The 16,036-nt window shown below is 49.6% G+C and carries 14 protein-coding genes; 3 read left to right on the forward strand and 11 right to left on the reverse strand.

From position 1 onward, the window contains the following. Window positions 1-37: 37 nt before the first annotated feature. The 11 genes from adrA to I2D83_RS15410 form a co-directional block, all read right to left on the reverse strand. Window positions 38-1,099: a diguanylate cyclase AdrA gene (gene adrA / locus I2D83_RS15360; RefSeq protein WP_181844488.1), complete on the reverse strand. Its 1,062-nt coding sequence runs from the start codon at window positions 1,097-1,099 to the stop codon at window positions 38-40. A gap of 229 nt (window positions 1,100-1,328) precedes the next feature. Next, window positions 1,329-2,165 carry a BglG family transcription antiterminator LicT gene (licT, locus tag I2D83_RS15365; protein ID WP_181848280.1) on the reverse strand — a complete coding sequence of 279 codons (837 nt, stop codon included), beginning with the start codon at window positions 2,163-2,165 and terminating at the stop codon, window positions 1,329-1,331. 94 nt (window positions 2,166-2,259) lie between these two features. Next, window positions 2,260-3,684 carry a glycoside hydrolase family 1 protein gene (locus I2D83_RS15370; protein WP_205946859.1) on the reverse strand — a complete coding sequence of 475 codons (1,425 nt, stop codon included), beginning with the start codon at window positions 3,682-3,684 and terminating at the stop codon, window positions 2,260-2,262. 295 nt (window positions 3,685-3,979) lie between these two features. After that, on the reverse strand, window positions 3,980-5,602 hold the full coding sequence (locus tag I2D83_RS15375; RefSeq protein ID WP_205946860.1) for a S53 family peptidase: 1,623 nt from the start codon (window positions 5,600-5,602) through the stop codon (window positions 3,980-3,982). Between the two features lie 19 nt (window positions 5,603-5,621). Beyond that, complete coding sequence (locus I2D83_RS15380) at window positions 5,622-6,179, reverse strand: chorismate mutase (protein ID WP_015839599.1); 558 nt, start codon at window positions 6,177-6,179, stop codon at window positions 5,622-5,624. A gap of 389 nt (window positions 6,180-6,568) precedes the next feature. Then, a complete protein-coding gene (locus I2D83_RS15385) occupies window positions 6,569-8,704 on the reverse strand; it encodes a YjbH domain-containing protein (RefSeq protein ID WP_205946861.1) in 2,136 nt (711 codons plus the stop codon). After that, entirely contained in the window at window positions 8,701-9,483 is a 783-nt protein-coding gene (locus I2D83_RS15390; protein WP_205946862.1) for a capsule biosynthesis GfcC family protein, read from the reverse strand. The genes I2D83_RS15385 and I2D83_RS15390 overlap by 4 nt, the downstream gene beginning before the upstream one ends. A 9-nt stretch (window positions 9,484-9,492) precedes the next feature. Next, window positions 9,493-10,170 (reverse strand): YjbF family lipoprotein, encoded by a 678-nt coding sequence (locus I2D83_RS15395; RefSeq protein ID WP_205946863.1) that lies wholly within the window; start codon window positions 10,168-10,170, stop codon window positions 9,493-9,495. A gap of 75 nt (window positions 10,171-10,245) precedes the next feature. Then, window positions 10,246-10,536 (reverse strand): hypothetical protein, encoded by a 291-nt coding sequence (locus tag I2D83_RS15400; RefSeq protein ID WP_205946864.1) that lies wholly within the window; start codon window positions 10,534-10,536, stop codon window positions 10,246-10,248. 428 nt (window positions 10,537-10,964) lie between these two features. Beyond that, a complete protein-coding gene (gene gndA / locus I2D83_RS15405) occupies window positions 10,965-12,371 on the reverse strand; it encodes an NADP-dependent phosphogluconate dehydrogenase (protein ID WP_010281382.1) in 1,407 nt (468 codons plus the stop codon). A 230-nt stretch (window positions 12,372-12,601) separates the two neighbouring features. Further along, complete coding sequence (locus I2D83_RS15410) at window positions 12,602-13,498, reverse strand: sugar phosphate nucleotidyltransferase (protein ID WP_205946865.1); 897 nt, start codon at window positions 13,496-13,498, stop codon at window positions 12,602-12,604. Between the two features lie 247 nt (window positions 13,499-13,745). On the opposite strand from I2D83_RS15410, the gene rfbA reads away from it, so the two are divergent. From rfbA to rfbD, 3 genes are read left to right on the forward strand one after another with little or no spacing between them, the layout of a single operon-like run. Beyond that, window positions 13,746-14,615 carry a glucose-1-phosphate thymidylyltransferase RfbA gene (gene rfbA, locus I2D83_RS15415; protein WP_205946866.1) on the forward strand — a complete coding sequence of 290 codons (870 nt, stop codon included), beginning with the start codon at window positions 13,746-13,748 and terminating at the stop codon, window positions 14,613-14,615. A 1-nt stretch (window position 14,616) separates the two neighbouring features. Then, on the forward strand, window positions 14,617-15,153 hold the full coding sequence (rfbC, locus tag I2D83_RS15420; RefSeq protein ID WP_205946867.1) for a dTDP-4-dehydrorhamnose 3,5-epimerase: 537 nt from the start codon (window positions 14,617-14,619) through the stop codon (window positions 15,151-15,153). Then, window positions 15,150-16,001 (forward strand): dTDP-4-dehydrorhamnose reductase, encoded by an 852-nt coding sequence (rfbD, locus tag I2D83_RS15425; RefSeq protein WP_205946868.1) that lies wholly within the window; start codon window positions 15,150-15,152, stop codon window positions 15,999-16,001. Before rfbC ends, rfbD begins: the two co-directional genes overlap by 4 nt. Window positions 16,002-16,036 lie beyond the last annotated feature (35 nt).

Below are 16,036 nucleotides of genomic sequence, written 5' to 3' on the forward strand. Positions count from 1 at the left end.
TCACAGCCCTCGAGTATCAGGCTGTAGACTGGGGTATTCAGGCAACTTCGGTTCGGCGACGACCTTTATTTTTTGCCCGATAGAGCGCCATATCCGCTGACTTTAACCAGTCCATATATTGGCCCATTTCCGGCGAAATCTCTGCGATACCGACGCTGACAAACACCGCCAACTGCGGCGTTTGGTTCAGGAACTTCAGCGACAAACTCTCCCGAATGCGACTCACGGCATCCAACGCCTCTCCCGCACTGGTTTGCGGCAAAATAACGGCGAATTCATCTCCGCCAAACCGCCCAATCACATCCGTTTCACGAAAACCAGATGTCAACTCGCGCGCCAGTAGCAATATCGCCTGATCGCCGACGTTGTGCCCAAAGTTATCGTTAAAGGCTTTAAAATGGTCGATATCAAACAGGACTAACGTCGCCGTGCGCTTATAGCGCTGACAAAGGTCGAACTCGTGTTTCAGCAAACGTTCCCAGTGGTGGCGGTTATAGAGGTTGGTCATCCCGTCATGGATACTGACTTCCATCAGCATACGTTTGTGCTCCGCCAACTTCAGCGCGGTGTTATAAGTGACATAACCCAGAAAAATGGGGTAGATCAGCAACATTGGCACACAGGCATAAATCTGTATCGGTGTCGTATCGAGTGAAACCGGCACCGCAAACAGCACAAGAACCGATATGCAGGCAACGCACTGTAATAGGATGCCCTGAACAAATAGCTTGATTCCACCGCCGGCCGTGCCGTTCATCCCGACCATCGCAGCAATCACCGCGCTGGGCAGGAGATTCACGCCCATAAACCCTATCCAGATGCCACCAAACACCACATCAAACAATAAATTACGTTTCTCGCACCGCATAGGATCGCGCGACCGTAGGGATAACAGGTAGGCAATGTGAGGCCAGGCAAAGGCGTTAAGAAGGAGCAGTCCCCACAATAACACCGGTATAGGCTTGGTAATCAGCACCGAGGCAATAAAGAGAGAACACAGTATCGTCCCGACAATGCGTGGAATATAGACCCGCTGGGAAAAGCGTAGCCCTGAGCGACGTACATCTACCGTCAAAAATGTCGGCGGTGAGGCTGACATAACGACCCCCATGCGGTTCACTAACGAATAGCGAGAAAAAACATTATGACTGAAAGCATGTCAGCAATAGTGCGCTGTTTTTTAATTTATTTTGTTACATAACGAATCGATACCGTAAAGGCCAACAGAGTAACACAAATGTTAACTCGCGGTGGTCTTACCCGTGACTGTCATTCCATCGATTATTGCCTCAGGTGCTACCGTTATTAATGATCGGTGTAATTAATGATTAAGAGGGAGAGGGTTGCAAACGGTTGATATGAATGGTCAGAAACATGATCTCATCGGTGGTGAGTTGGCAGCCGTAGTTTTTTTCCACATAGTCATACACTTTCATCGCGCAGGCGTAGGCTCGCGGCATCATTTCAGTGATCCCCTGATAAATGGAATCATCGCTGTGGCTCACGGTTTCCCGATTTAACAGGCGTAGGGCAAAAAACTTCAGATGCGTCACCAAACGCTGATAATTGAGAGAATGCTCATCAAACGTGATATGGAGATCGTATTTCAGAATGGTCAAAATATCTTTAATGATGCCCGCACTTTGCATCGTGCTCTGCATATCGCTGTTATTCGTCGCATTTGCCAGATGCAAGGCAATAAACCCCGCTTCATCCTCCGGTAAATCGATATCCAGCCTGGTGCGAATCAGCGCCAATGCCTCCAGCCCAACGGCAAATTCACTGTGATAGAACTGGCGAATATCCCATAGCATCAGATTCTTGATCGTCTGCCCTTTTTTATGGCGTTGAATGGCGAAGTTGATGTGGTCGCTGAGCGCCAGAAACAGCGTGTCCTGTACGTCAAGCCGCAGCGTTTTTTGCGCCAACGTAATAATTTGCTGCGTTACGGCCAGACAGTCCGGTGGAATGTCCGCCAGCAATTGTGACAACACATCTGCCATACCGTCGCTTTTCTTCACGAACTGGCTTTCAATACGCTGTTGATCGATAGGGTCGCCCACTTTTTTGCCAAAGCCGACGCCTTTACCTATCGCCACAATTTCCCGTCGGTCATCTGCCAGCACCAGCACGGCGTTATTGCTCAATATTTTTTTAATTATCATCGCATCAGCCGTCCTGTCTGATGGGAAGGCACGCTGGCCTTCCCTACCGTTTAACGCCTCAACGTGATATCGACGAGGCATTTTCTTTTATCATTTACGCTTCTGAGCTATCCAGCCCATTGTTTTTAATGACATTAGCATACCAGTATGCGCTTTTTTTACGGATACGCCGCAAATCTTTCAGATCGAACTCTTCACGGTTCACGTAAATAAAGCCATAGCGTTTCGAGCATCCCTGATGGGTGGAAATGAGATCCAACGCCGACCATGGCGTATAGCCGAAGACATCCACACCGTCAGTGATCGCAAGCTGGATTTGCTCAATGTGGCGTTGCAGGTAGTCGATGCGATAATCATCGTTAACCTCACCGTTTTCATCCAGCGTATCAAACGCGCCCAGCCCATTCTCCGTAATGATCAGCGGTAAATGGTAGCGATCGTGCAGCTCACGTAGCGTATTGCGGAAACCGATGGGATCGATTTCCCAGCCAAAGGCATTTTTCTGCAAAAATGGATTGGTTGAGCCACGATGTACGCCTTCTTCACCTGATTTCAGGTGCTGATCGCCGCCGCGTGCAATTTCATCCGATCCGTCGCCTTTGCAGGCTTCAACCGTTTGCGAGGTGTAATAGTTAAACGCGATGAAATCGGGTTTGGCCGATGCCAGAATGTCCATATCGCCGGGCAGAATCTCCGGCGTATAGCCTTTCTCTTCCATATAGCGCCAGGCCGTGGTGTTGTAACGCCCATATACCGCCATATCCAGATACAGCCAGTTGCGGATCGCGTTATAGTTGAACGCGGCCATCACATCTTCAGGCTTCGCTGATGCCGGGTAAATCAGCGCAATGTTGGGTGCCGGACCAATTTTTGCACCGGGCACTTTGTCATGCAGCGCATTCATCGCTTTTGCCTGCGCCACCAGCATGTTGTGGTTCTGCTGATAGAGATTCTGTTTCGGGTTTTCCAGCGTAGGATCCAGCGTACCCAGTGCGGAACCGTGCAAAATCATCATGTTCTGTTCGTTGATGGTCAGCCAGTACTTCACTTTTGCGCCGTATTCATCAAACAGCACGTTGGCAAAACGTTCAAACGCGTCCACCGTTTCCCGGCTGTACCAACCGCCTTTGGCCTGCAACGCCTGCGGCAGATCGAAATGGTACATTGTAACGATCGGCACAATACCGTAATGCAGCAGTTCATCGATAAGATTATGATAAAACGCAATGCCCGCCGGGTTTACCTCACCGCTGCCATCGGGAATGATGCGGCTCCAGGCGATGGAAAAACGGTAGGTTTTAAAACCGATATCGGCAAACAGCGCTACATCTTCCTTGTAGCGGTGGTAATGATCGCTGGCGACTTTAAAGTCCGTGGTGCCCTCAGGATAGGACGTTCTGGCATCAATCACCGACGGCCCCTTGCCATCCTCATTCCATGCCCCTTCAACCTGATAAGCCGATGTCGCCGCGCCCCACAAAAACCCCTCAGGGAAACGTTTAAGATGACGGTATTTCACTGTTTTTCTCCTTTCCTTAACGAGATCATGTCAGTAAGACATCACTGATGTTATGGGTGGCGCGCGATCGGGCTGGATTCAGGCAAAAAAAAACCTGATACGAACATGTCTGGATCACATGCGTCGTATCAGGTTTCGCTCGGGCCTTGACCCGATCACGTCCTTCTTATCGGGTTATATCCGCTAACCGCCGTAGACTCAAACCGAGGTCGGGTAATCTGTGATGAATATCACCGATAATTTCCTCACCTGAGTAGGATTTGCTCCCTGCGCCAGCTATCCCGGAAATGCGGACTCACTGTTCATGCCCATCGTCGTGTTCTCGTGCACCGTTGAGCCTCACAAGCCGCTTCAACAGACTCAGCAGTTTCATGCCATCCGGTGACCCCAGCCCCGTACAGGCATCCCAGCCTTCAGAAGCCACAAATGCCCCATTATTTCCCCGTACGATATCCTTGCAGCTATTACGATTACGGTACAGCAAGGGAGGGATAAACAACGATGCCGAATGGGTCAACGCCAGCATACGCGCCAGCAGTCCTGCCCACAGCGGTGCGACGGCGCTGGTTCCGCCAACCACGCCTTCTCGCCCGTTAACTTCAACCAGATAGCCCGTTTCAGGATCGGCATTGCCGCTGACATCAGGTACGCCACGGTGTTGCAAGGGATGATGACCGCCGTATTTATCTACCAGAGACAGCCCTAATTGCCAGCCGGGCAGCGCAAAATACTGGCTAACACCACCGCCTGTTGCGCTACCGTCCCGGCTATGCCAGGTGGTTTCTTCCATCGCTTTTTGCAAGCGAGTGCCGCCACAGGCTAAAACATAGGGACTGGATGCAGGAAAATCGACGTGCAAGCCGTGGGGTTCACCATCTTTTGAACCGCGATCGCCAGACGCAACACACACCGTAATCCCTAGCGCAGCCGCTGTCTGAAAGGCCTGGTTATATACTTGTAATGATTGCGCCGTCCATTGTGACTCGCTGGAGCCCCAGCTAATCGAAATCACCGACGGCGCATTTTTCTCATCATAAATCGCAGCGTTGATCGCTTCCAAAAACCCGGCATCGGTATTCGGCGCAAAATACACCACAATTTTGGCGGCCGGTGCCAGCGAACCCGCAATTTCGATATCCATCTGCACTTCGATATCAATCGGGCTCACTTCTTTGTCGCCCTCTGACGATGCAAGAGCATTCCTGCCGCCCCCCACACAGACATCGACGACCTGAGGAGGATTGACGCCCATGCGTTTAAAATAGTGCTCCAACTGCGGCAGGCGGTATCCGCCCCCCAGTTCAATAATACCAATGCACTGCCCCGCGCCGTCATGCTCTGGGAAGTGATAGAGTTCCGCGAGTTCGAGCGGCGTATAACCCGACGGGCGCTTTGCCGCATTGGAGAACGTATCATTGATACGCAGGCAACAGTTCGTCGCCAGACGTTCATCAAGGCCTAATACGGCAATCACCACGCCCTGTAGATATTCCGGCAGGTAAATCCCCCCAGCTCTCCCACGAAATGCCCCGTGTTTGTGGTCATACCGGGCTAAGCTCACGCGAAACGCCTGCTCCATTTGCCCTACCGTCCCCGTTAAGAAGACAGTTCGACTGGCAGCATGTTCGCGTTCGATAGAGAGCCGATGATGCCGCGCAAACGCGCGAACATGCTCAATATCTGCCTCATCAGCGCTGAATTTTCTGGCATAGTCGGCGCGCGACAGCGGTCTGTTGGCATTGATACCGCCAAATTGCGGATCGATGCTATCGTGCAGTTCGGCGTAATACTCTTCATCTGGCGTAGTAAAACGTAACACCAGCATGATTCTGACGCTTTCATTCACATCACAGCGCTCGCGATATGCCGCGTCAGCGATATTGCCGCGCTCACTCCCTTTCAATAATTGGTAAGTCATCGTCTTCTCTCCCACTCAGCTATTTGCCGTCTGGTTCAATGTGACTCAATGCCGCGTAAATCTGGCGTTTATCGTTCTGTGACAGATGCTCAACATTAATAGAAGAAAGAAATGCAGCCTCTTGCTGAGGCGTGAAATGCCCGCCATTCGCGAGGTAACGCTTAATGCTAACCAGGAGCTGATCATCAATCGTGAGTAACGTAGGCCTGACCGTGTCATTCAGCGAAAGCGGCGTCCAGTCGTTCTCCGGTGTCGCAAGCCAGTCCGCCATGTAGCGATACTGAATGGCTTTGCTGGCATTCATTAATGAAGTAAAAAACAGCTGCGTACTTTGGGGGGATAAGCCCACGGCAGCAGATTGCTCCCGCGCCTTACTCAAAATACGTTCCTCTTGCTTCAGATCCTCAACCGGCAGGTGTTGACGGGCCTTATACCCCGCGACATCCTTCATCAGCACCATCCTCTCCTGAATCAGTTGATAGATTCCAAGAGAACTATCCTGCACAGCCGCATGCAGAGGGAGACACCAGGCAGAACTCATCACTAACGAGATAACAGCGGAAATAGGCACATTCATCGGATTACACTCTCCTGTTAGCACTAGCATGAAGATCTATGGCTATGTTTTATTTCGCCATTGCGGCAGGAGATAATAGATTTCGCTATATGAATCTTCCATGACGAAACTATTTCAATCATTACCCTCGGGACACACTTCTTCTCAAAGATGTCTCACCTCATCGAGAAAACTGCGATTAATTTGTTAAATTACAAGCAGATCGGGAATAACAACCCAGCGTCTTCCCTCTGGGTTCAACATGATTAAGATACAAACGATAACCAAATGAAATAGTTCAAACTGGTTACTAAATGGAATTATTTCGTCAAGCAAAGGCGCACAAAAAAGCCCGTCGTGGCACCTGGCCATGACGGGCTTGATTAATACCCTAAACGTGCGGGGATCGATTAGTGATCGGTGAGGCCATACAGCGAGCTACGGCGCTGTAGCATTTGACCACCGTCACGCGTTAGCGGTACCCAACCGACTGCCCCACGTTTCACGGTAGGTTCAGTGAACAGCAGATCAAACGGTATAGAGACGTAGAAACCTTTAGTGAAGCTCCCTTCACCATATTCAGCGGCGCTGACGTTGGTTTTGGTCGCAAAGGCACCCGCAACAATCCCGCTGTCAAAGCGGCGAGACAGATCGAGGGTGACCCCTTTGTCCCCTGCCAGATAACGGCCCACACTCACTTTCGCCACCGCACCTTCCACAAACGGCAGTTCCCAGTAGGCTGTCAGATGGCCTGTCACCACATCGTAATCGGCCATTCTCATGATGTCGTTCCAGTCACGCTGTTTGACATAGTTAACATCCAGCCCCAGCGCCCAACTTTTGCCGAACGGCCGATACAGTACTTCAGAACCGACGCCGGCATACATCATTTCCAGATAGCCGCCATAGACCTGTGTATACCAGTCCTGCGCCGGATTATCCCTACGAGTCAATTGCAGATTGGTCAATAACAGATCGGAAGAAGTAGAATATTCACGTACCCAGGTTCTGACTCGCGGTAGCGCCGCACCGTCCGCCGGTGGTGCTTTATAGTTGAACTTGTCATAGTTATTCACCAAGTTCAGCGTCGCCGTTCCCCCCACGCTCCAGTGATCGCTGAGTCGGTAGTCAACGTTACCCTTCAGGGCAACCTGATACATGTAGAAGGACTCAGGGCCACCGAAAGACTGCACCAGCACCGGATCTAATGAATACGTCAGACGATCGGGTTCAGCGAGCAACACCTGCTGACCACGCACATCGGATACCGGTTCTTTACGATGTGTTTCCGGTTCAGGTTGACCAAGCGGAACGGCAGCCTGCTGAACCTGATGGAAGGCTTTGGCATCCACTTCCGTGCTGGCAATCGGTAAGCGCTGGCTACGCTGAACAATGTGGTATTCATCAATACTACCCGGTACATGATTCGCCAATACCGTCGCCGCACGCTGTGTCGCCTGATCGCTATCACGATACTTGGTTTGATCGGCAACAATGGTGACCTGTTTTTGGTCAGCGTAGATATCGGCATCCTTAAAGCCAGCCTTATCATTCAGCTCTTTCGAAACGAGCTGCCAGTTTGTTCCTTTGCCATCCTGAACCGGCGCATAAACAGGGGGCGCATCATCTAAGTAGTTCGGCTTCAGGCTGTTAAAGTTGGTACGCAGGGTAAAGCCCCACATCAGGGTATTGCCGCGCTGCCACGACAGCGTAGTATCCAACACATCGCCTACGCGGTAGACAGCGCCGATGTTGAAAGGAGAATCATGCTTAAGCTGCTGCGGCACACCAGTGGATGACGTTCTTTCGGCACTGTAATCGTTGCCGTCATATTCCAGCTTTAAGCGCAGGGGATCCCAGGGGGTCTGGTACTCAACGCCACCAAATAGAGCAGCCGGACCGTGGAAAAAGTTCCCCACTTCAAACTGACCCGTATCTGTATTTTCAGTTCGATTACAGAAGCTGGCTTTCAGCGAACAGGCAGGATTTTTAATATTCCCACTCTCAGCCATATTGCCCCACCCCATACCCAGGGTGAAATCAAACGGCCCCATGCGCTTACTCGCCACCAGATATTCGCTATCAAACAGCCCGGTGCCTGCAATATCACGCAATCCCAAAGAAACACCCGGCATCCAGTAGCTTTCCTGCCACAAACGGGCTTTGATATCGAATGCCTTATCTTTATAGGTTTGGCTACCGCTGAAAGAGGGATCATTACTATAAGGGCGAGTACGGATGTCGGTATAACGGACCGTGGTTTCCAGCCAGTCAAAGAGCTGGAGCGACACGGAATAGCGCCGATATTCCTCATTATCGCGGTAGTTAAGGCTGAATTCGCCTGTTTCCGCCATACGTGCGGTCGGCATCTGTAACAGACCCGTGCCGCCAAAATCAGACTGTGATACCCCCGCAGGCTGAAAGCGCATATTCGGGTTTGTCGCAGTACGGCTGCTTTCTGTTTCAGCCGCTATCGCCTGCGCACTCAAGATGCTGCCAATCGCCAACGACAGACAGCCTAGTTTAACGTTTCTGTTCTTTGTCATTCGAGTGGGATCCGGTTAGCAAGGTAGTCAGCAATCTGATCGTTAAGTGATGACATATCCTGAGGTAAAACAGAAGGATTGAAACCGATAAAGATCGTTTCACCCGCAGCAGGCTCGCTATGCTGGCGATTCCACAACGCTAAGGGCGCTTTGCGCCATTTGCCATTTCCCCCAATCAGGTAGCCATAGCTATTATCCGCTCCCGCGAGAAGCCGTCGTCCAGAGAGATAATCTTCAACTGACCATCCAGCACGCAGTGCCACTTTGCCCGAAGTTTCCAGTTCACCCACATCGGCGGAGGTATTCACCAGACCTATCAGAGACAATCGGTCATCATGCGGCGCCACATACAGGGCATATTCTCCGACCAGAGGGCGATTATTTTCTATATAGACACGCACACGATCGGGATCCAACTCCGTGGAGATACGGCCAGCCACATTAATCGGACTAATGGTCTTTCTCAGGAGCCAGGCGGAGATAGCCAAATCGCCATCACCTGAGTTACGCCAACGCGTTTCCAGCTCAGCCAACTTCTGCAGTAAGACATCGCCCTGTGCTCGTACCTTCTGCGTTGTCGCAAAATCAGAAATAAACGCCGTTTGCCAGTTGATATTCTGTGGCCAGGAAACCTGTTCGTAAAATTTTTCAAGACGCGTACCGTCATCCAGCTTAACGACAGCGACTGTCTCTTGAGGCGATTTCACCGTCAGTTGCGCAGACGTCGCGACGCCGGAAACCAGCAGCAACAAGGTAGCGATACGATTGAGTGCCAACATTGCAGCCCCTTATTGTGCGTAGGGTTTTAATACGGTGAATGTTACCAATGCCATATCCGGCCCCATATACTGCTGACTTTGGACCACACTTCCGTTAGCCGGATCAAGCCAGTAGCTGTTAGTGTAAGATTCGTTCAACGTGGGGACGGTAACCTGTTCATCGAAGCGCAGTAGCTCACGCGAGGTATCCAGAATTTTTACGGTTTCTTTGCCGCGGGCCTGAAAAACGGACGTGGTAGCGTAACCACTGCGGAAGACCTGAGCCCATTCAACCCGGCTTTGCCATGTCATTGGCGTCGATGTCTTCAACAGGCCTAATGTCAGGGGATCTTGTTGCAGGTTGTCCACATAGGTAATGTCTTCGCCGAAGCCCTGCGTTTTCACCAGGCGGCCATGTTGGGTCGATACCATATTTTTATCGGCCCCAATCCATTTCAACTGATTTTGTTCGGCAAAAGCGAGCACGACAAACGCCTGAGGCGCTTTCCCCACCTTCAGATAGGCCGACGCATAGGGCGTATTGGCAACCTGTTTAGCTGTTACATGGGTGTCATCCTGCCCAACAAAAGCCAGCTTGAATGTTTTCCCTACCGCATTCATATTCTGGGAACAACCAGTCAACAGAATTGAGAAAAGAGGGATAGCAATCAGCGCTTTCATTTCTGCTATTCGTTTTATTCTTGTCATGCGATGAAGTTCTCGTTGAACAGCGTAGCCCGGAAAAAGAAAGGCCACCGAAGTGGCCTTGGAACTTAAACGGAATTAACTACGAGTACCAGTGACTGTCGTTGTTCCCGTCGCGTTGTTGTCGTCATTGCTGGCAACAGCAACAGCCACACCAACAGCGACAGCAGCAGCAACACCAACTGCAATCAGAGCAGTGGTACCAGCAGCAGCACCAGCACCAGCGGCACCAGCAGCAACACCAACGCTTGCGCTGGAGGTCGTGGTGGTCGTGGTACCCGCAGCCGTTGCGCTGGAGACGCCATCAACAGCAAACGCGTTTGACGACATGGCCAGAACAGCGGCCAGCGTGATTAACGTTTTCTTCATTACGATTTCCTTTTTAACATGAAATACTTCAGGGTGGGGTACCGTCAAAAAGACCATACCCCGTCCTTCATTCCAGCCAGCACAAGGACAAAATTCTTATACCTCGTTTACTGACCGTTACCGGGATCCTCCCAGTAATGAGTTACAGTTCAATGGCGAGCAAACCACCTCTGATACGTAACACCAGAAAGCAAAACTACAACTCAATTTTTGCAACACTGTTAAAAATAGCAAGATCCCGATGTAATAAACAGTAATGATCTCGGTAAAAAAGCAGATTTCTTTAATGAAATTTACAGTATTCCAGAAAAAAAGTCATAGATATCTTAACGATATCAATACACTCATTCAGCAATATAAAAAAACGCCAGATATTTCCTAATCTGGCGTTTTATTAACAAGTAACACTATCTAAGCATAAGAAACGATTATTCCAACCATTCGGTATGGAATACGCCTTCTTTATCCGTACGCTTGTAGGTATGCGCGCCGAAATAGTCGCGCTGAGCCTGGATCAGGTTAGCAGGCAGTACGGCGGAGCGGTAGCTGTCGTAATAGGCGATCGCAGCAGAGAACGTTGGCGTCGGGATGCCTTGCTGGACAGCGTAAGACACCACGTCACGCAGCGCTTGCTGATATTCGTCCGCGACTTTCTTGAAGTAAGGTGCCAGCAGCAGGTTAGCGATATCCGCTTTCTGCTCATACGCATCGGTGATTTTCTGCAGGAACTGTGCGCGAATAATGCAGCCAGCGCGGAAAATCTTGGCGATTTCGCCGTAGTTCAGATCCCAGTTATTTTCGTCTGATGCCGCTTTCAGCTGTGAGAAGCCCTGAGCATAAGAAACGATTTTACCCAGATACAGCGCACGGCGCACTTTCTCAACAAACTCAGCTTTATCACCACCGAATGGCTGAGCCGTCGGGCCTGTCAGCACTTTAGACGCAGCAACACGCTGATCTTTCAGTGAAGAAAGGTAGCGGGCAAAAACGGATTCCGTGATCAGAGACAGCGGTTCGCCCAGATCCAGAGAGCTTTGGCTGGTCCATTTACCCGTGCCTTTGTTAGCGGCTTCATCCAGGATCACGTCAACCAGATATTTGCCTTCTTCATCTTTTTTCTTGAAGATATCGGCAGTGATTTCAATCAGGTAACTACTTAACTCACCTTTGTTCCACTCAGAGAACGTCGTAGCAAGCTCGTCGTTGTTCAGATTCAGTGCCTGCTTAAGCAGCGCATAAGCTTCAGCGATAAGCTGCATATCGCCGTATTCAATGCCGTTGTGCACCATCTTGACGTAGTGACCAGCACCATCAGCGCCAATATAGGTCACACAGGCTTCACCGTCAGCACGCGCGGCAATCTGTTCCAGAATCGGAGCAACCAGTTCATAGGCTTCTTTCTGGCCACCCGGCATGATGGAAGGCCCTTTCAGCGCGCCCTCTTCTCCACCGGATACACCTGTACCGATGAAGTTAAACCCTTCAGCGGACAGTTCGCGGTTACGACGAATGGTATCTTTATAGAAGGTGTTACCGCCATCGATCAGAATATCGCCTTTTTCCAGGTAAGGCTTCAGCGACTCAATCGTTTTATCGGTTGCTTCACCGGCCTTCACCATCAGCAGAATACGGCGGGGTTTTTCCAGGGATTCGACAAATTCTTCAACGGTGTAAGAAGGCACCAGTTTTTTACCCGGATTTTCCGCGATAACTTCATCGGTTTTATCAGAAGAACGGTTAAAGATGGAAACGCTATAGCCACGGCTCTCAATGTTCAGCGCCAGATTGCGCCCCATCACCGCCATACCGACAACGCCAATTTGCTGTTTGGACATTAAAGCAACTCCTGTCTGAAGGATAACCTGCCTGCAACGACGACAACGATTCGCGTTGCGACCCCGCAGGCAATTTAAAAACAGGCCAACATGGTAACTCAGCTTTGCGTGAGTGGATAGTGATTGGTTTGATAGCGAAAGCTCGCTCGACAAGCGCGTAAGGCGAGAAAAAGAAAAAACCGCAGAACGATTCAGCAATCTGCGGTTTTACAGCGTGTTATCACTCAATATTACTTTTTCAGCAGCGCCTTAATACTTTCTTTAAATTCGGCACCAAACTCTGGATTGCGCAATCCATAAGACACAAACGCCTGTGCGTAGCCCAATTTACGGCCGCAGTTAAAGTTTTTTCCCGACATCTGCACAGCATCAACCTGCTGGGTCGCAATCATATCGGCAATCACATCCGTTAACTGAATGCGTCCCCATGCACCAGGAACCGCTCTTTCCAGTAATGGCCAGGCATCAGCAGTTAATACATAACGCCCTACCGCAGAAAGGTCAGACCCGGTTTCAGAGGGCGCCTCGGGTTTTTCGATCATCGACGTAATTGCTGCCGCATCGCCCGGATTCACCAGCGGTTTCTCACAATCGACAACAGAGTACTCTGGCAGTACCTCATAAGGGCGATGTTTCACCAACACCTGGCTGCGCCCTGTTTCTTCAAAACGGGAGATTAACAGCGCCAGGTTTTCCTTCGTCTGATCGGCCGTGCTTTCATCCAGCACCACATCGGGCAACACCACCACGAACGGGCTGTCCCCGACGATTGGACGAGCACAGGATACCGCATGCCCTAGCCCCAGCGTTTCCCCCTGGCGAACGTTCATGATCGTCACGCCTTTCGGACAGATAGACTGAACTTCGGCCAGCAGTTGACGCTTGGCACGTTCTTCCAGCAAAGACTCAAGCTCAAAAGAGGTATCAAAGTGGTTTTCGATAGCGTTTTTCGACGCATGCGTCACCAGAACAATTTCTTTAATCCCCGCGTTAACGCATTCGTTAACGATCTTCTCTATCACCGGACGATCAACTAGCGGCAACATTTCCTTAGGAATTGCCTTGGTCACCGGTAACAAATTCATCCCTAAACCTGCAACAGGGATAATAGCTTTCAATGATGTCATGGATTGACTCTCTTCAATCTGATGGTTTCTATCTGGATAACAGCTTGCTGTGGCTGATCGTTTTCACTTGGTAGCGCAATGCCACAACACCACGCATAACACTAAGATTACACCCAATCGGCCACAAAGAGATCTCAACCCTCGATTTTTTCTGATACATCAGACAATTCTGGCGGAACAGAGTGATATAATGGATCGACTATTCAAAAGTATTCTTCATGAAATAAGACAAAGGGTGGACTAGTTGATGAAAGGGATCGTGCTCGCAGGGGGAAGTGGCACTCGCTTATACCCAATTACTCGCGGAGTTTCTAAGCAGCTACTGCCGATCTATGATAAACCAATGGTTTATTACCCCATTTCGGTGCTTATGCTCGCTGGTATCCGTGAAATATTAATTATCACTACGCCTGAGGATATGCCAGCTTTTCAACGTCTTTTAGGCAACGGAAGCCGTTTTGGCATTGAGCTTAGTTACGCGATTCAACCTAGTCCTGACGGGCTTGCCCAAGCTTTTATCATCGGTGAAGAATTCATCGATGGAGAGCGCTGTGCGCTAGTGCTCGGTGATAATATTTATTTCGGGCAAAGTTTTGGTAAGAAACTTGAATCCGTGGCAGCCAAAGAAGAAGGTGCAACGATCTTCGGCTATCAGGTCACCGATGCCGAGCGGTTTGGAGTTGTCGAATTTGATCAGGATTTCAGAGCGTTATCGATAGAAGAAAAGCCTGTAAAACCAAAATCTAACTGGGCCGTCACCGGACTCTACTTCTATGACAGAAATGTCGTAGAGATGGCAAAAAAGATAACACCATCACACCGTGGTGAATTAGAAATTACAACATTGAATCAAATGTATCTTGAGCAAGGCACATTGAATGTTGAGTTGCTAGGAAGAGGCTTCGCATGGCTGGATACGGGTACACACGATAGTCTGATTGAAGCGTCACAATTTATTCATACCATCGAGAAACGCCAAGGGTTTAAAGTCGCTTGTCTGGAAGAGATCGCATTTCGCAAAGGGTGGCTATCTAAACAGCAAGTTGCTGACGAAGCAAAAGTAATGAGCAAAACGTCCTATGGACAGTATTTAACCCAACTCATCGCAGAGAAATAACATGCAAATCATTGATACTACTATTCACGGCGCAAAAATCGTTCAGCCGAAAGTATTCGGTGATGCAAGAGGTTTTTTTCTGGAAACGTTTGAAAAGAGACGTTATCAGGATATGTTGGATATCGATGTAGACTTTGTCCAAGATAATCACTCTCGCTCAAGTAAAGGCGTCTTACGAGGCCTGCATTTCCAGAAAACCAAACCACAAGGGAAACTGGTCCGCGTTGTACGTGGCGAGGTATTTGATGTTGCAGTAGATATTCGTCAGGACTCCCCAACATATGGTAAATGGTATGGCGTACTCCTCTCTGAAGAGAACAAAACCCAATTCTGGCTACCACCTGGCTTGGCACACGGTTTTGCTGTCCTCTCCGAGTTCGCTGATTTCGAGTACAAATGTACGGATTATTATGATCCCAGCGACGAAGGCTGCCTGTTATGGAGCGATCCTGAAGTTGGCATTGAATGGCCAATATCCAATCCATTGCTATCAGAGAAAGATAAACTAGGTCGATTATTCAAGGATCTAGCAAAATGAAAATATTATTGACGGGTGCAAATGGGCAATTAGGTCGCTGTTTCCAGGATCGTCTTCCCGACCATTGGCAAATATGGTCAACGGATGCCAGCGAACTTGATATCACTGATTTAAAGCAGGTTGAAGCGGCTGTAGCGCGTTATCAACCGGATGCCATTGTTAATGCTGCAGCTTATACTGCCGTTGATAAGGCGGAATCAGAATCCGTCTTAGCAGAAAAGATCAATGTTACTGGTCCCCATAATTTGGCCGCCGTGGCACATGAGAAGGGAATCCGCTTAGTACACGTGTCAACGGATTATGTCTTTGATGGACATGCCACGACACCTTATATTGAATCCAATACCACCAATCCTTTAAGTGTGTACGGCAAAACAAAGTTAGCTGGCGAGCAAGCTGTAACCAAAGCAGCGCCAGACTCCATCATCGTTCGCACTGCCTGGGTGTTTAGCGAATATGGTAATAATTTTGTTAAAACGATGCTGAGGCTGGCAAAAGAGCGTGATGCATTAAGTATCGTTGCCGATCAGAAAGGATGCCCAACTTATGCTGGGGATTTAGCGCAGGCGATTATTTCTCTTCTTGAGAAAAATGCGGAAAGCGGAATTTATCACTATTGCGGTGATAAAGAAGTGAGCTGGTATGAATTTGCAAAAATCATTTTTGAAATGGCAAAACAGCAAGGCGTTATCGATAAACTCCCACAGTTAACAGCTATAACAACTGAGAAATACCCTACCCCAGCACATCGGCCTCAATACTCTTCACTGTCGTGTGAAAAAATCGCGAGATTGACAATAAAACCATCAGACTGGGTTGGCGCGTTGTCACGAACCCTGCCACGCTGAATGAAAGATCTGCTTTATTATAAAAATAAAGCAGA

The sequence above is a fragment of the Pectobacterium aroidearum genome, assembly GCF_015689195.1.
Classification (GTDB): domain Bacteria; phylum Pseudomonadota; class Gammaproteobacteria; order Enterobacterales; family Enterobacteriaceae; genus Pectobacterium; species Pectobacterium aroidearum.

Bases quoted from the DNA above. Each gene is read 5' to 3' on its own strand.
- adrA (WP_181844488.1), bottom strand. From the start codon at position 1,099: ATGTCAGCCTCACCGCCGACATTTTTGACGGTAGATGTACGTCGCTCA.
- licT (WP_181848280.1), bottom strand. From the start codon at position 2,165: ATGATAATTAAAAAAATATTGAGCAATAACGCCGTGCTGGTGCTGGCA.
- I2D83_RS15375 (WP_205946860.1), bottom strand. From the start codon at position 5,602: ATGACTTACCAATTATTGAAAGGGAGTGAGCGCGGCAATATCGCTGAC.
- I2D83_RS15380 (WP_015839599.1), bottom strand. From the start codon at position 6,179: ATGAATGTGCCTATTTCCGCTGTTATCTCGTTAGTGATGAGTTCTGCC.
- I2D83_RS15385 (WP_205946861.1), bottom strand. From the start codon at position 8,704: ATGACAAAGAACAGAAACGTTAAACTAGGCTGTCTGTCGTTGGCGATT.
- I2D83_RS15390 (WP_205946862.1), bottom strand. From the start codon at position 9,483: ATGTTGGCACTCAATCGTATCGCTACCTTGTTGCTGCTGGTTTCCGGC.
- I2D83_RS15395 (WP_205946863.1), bottom strand. From the start codon at position 10,170: ATGACAAGAATAAAACGAATAGCAGAAATGAAAGCGCTGATTGCTATC.
- I2D83_RS15400 (WP_205946864.1), bottom strand. From the start codon at position 10,536: ATGAAGAAAACGTTAATCACGCTGGCCGCTGTTCTGGCCATGTCGTCA.
- gndA (WP_010281382.1), bottom strand. From the start codon at position 12,371: ATGTCCAAACAGCAAATTGGCGTTGTCGGTATGGCGGTGATGGGGCGC.
- I2D83_RS15410 (WP_205946865.1), bottom strand. From the start codon at position 13,498: ATGACATCATTGAAAGCTATTATCCCTGTTGCAGGTTTAGGGATGAAT.
- rfbA (WP_205946866.1), top strand. From the start codon at position 13,746: ATGAAAGGGATCGTGCTCGCAGGGGGAAGTGGCACTCGCTTATACCCA.
- rfbC (WP_205946867.1), top strand. From the start codon at position 14,617: ATGCAAATCATTGATACTACTATTCACGGCGCAAAAATCGTTCAGCCG.
- rfbD (WP_205946868.1), top strand. From the start codon at position 15,150: ATGAAAATATTATTGACGGGTGCAAATGGGCAATTAGGTCGCTGTTTC.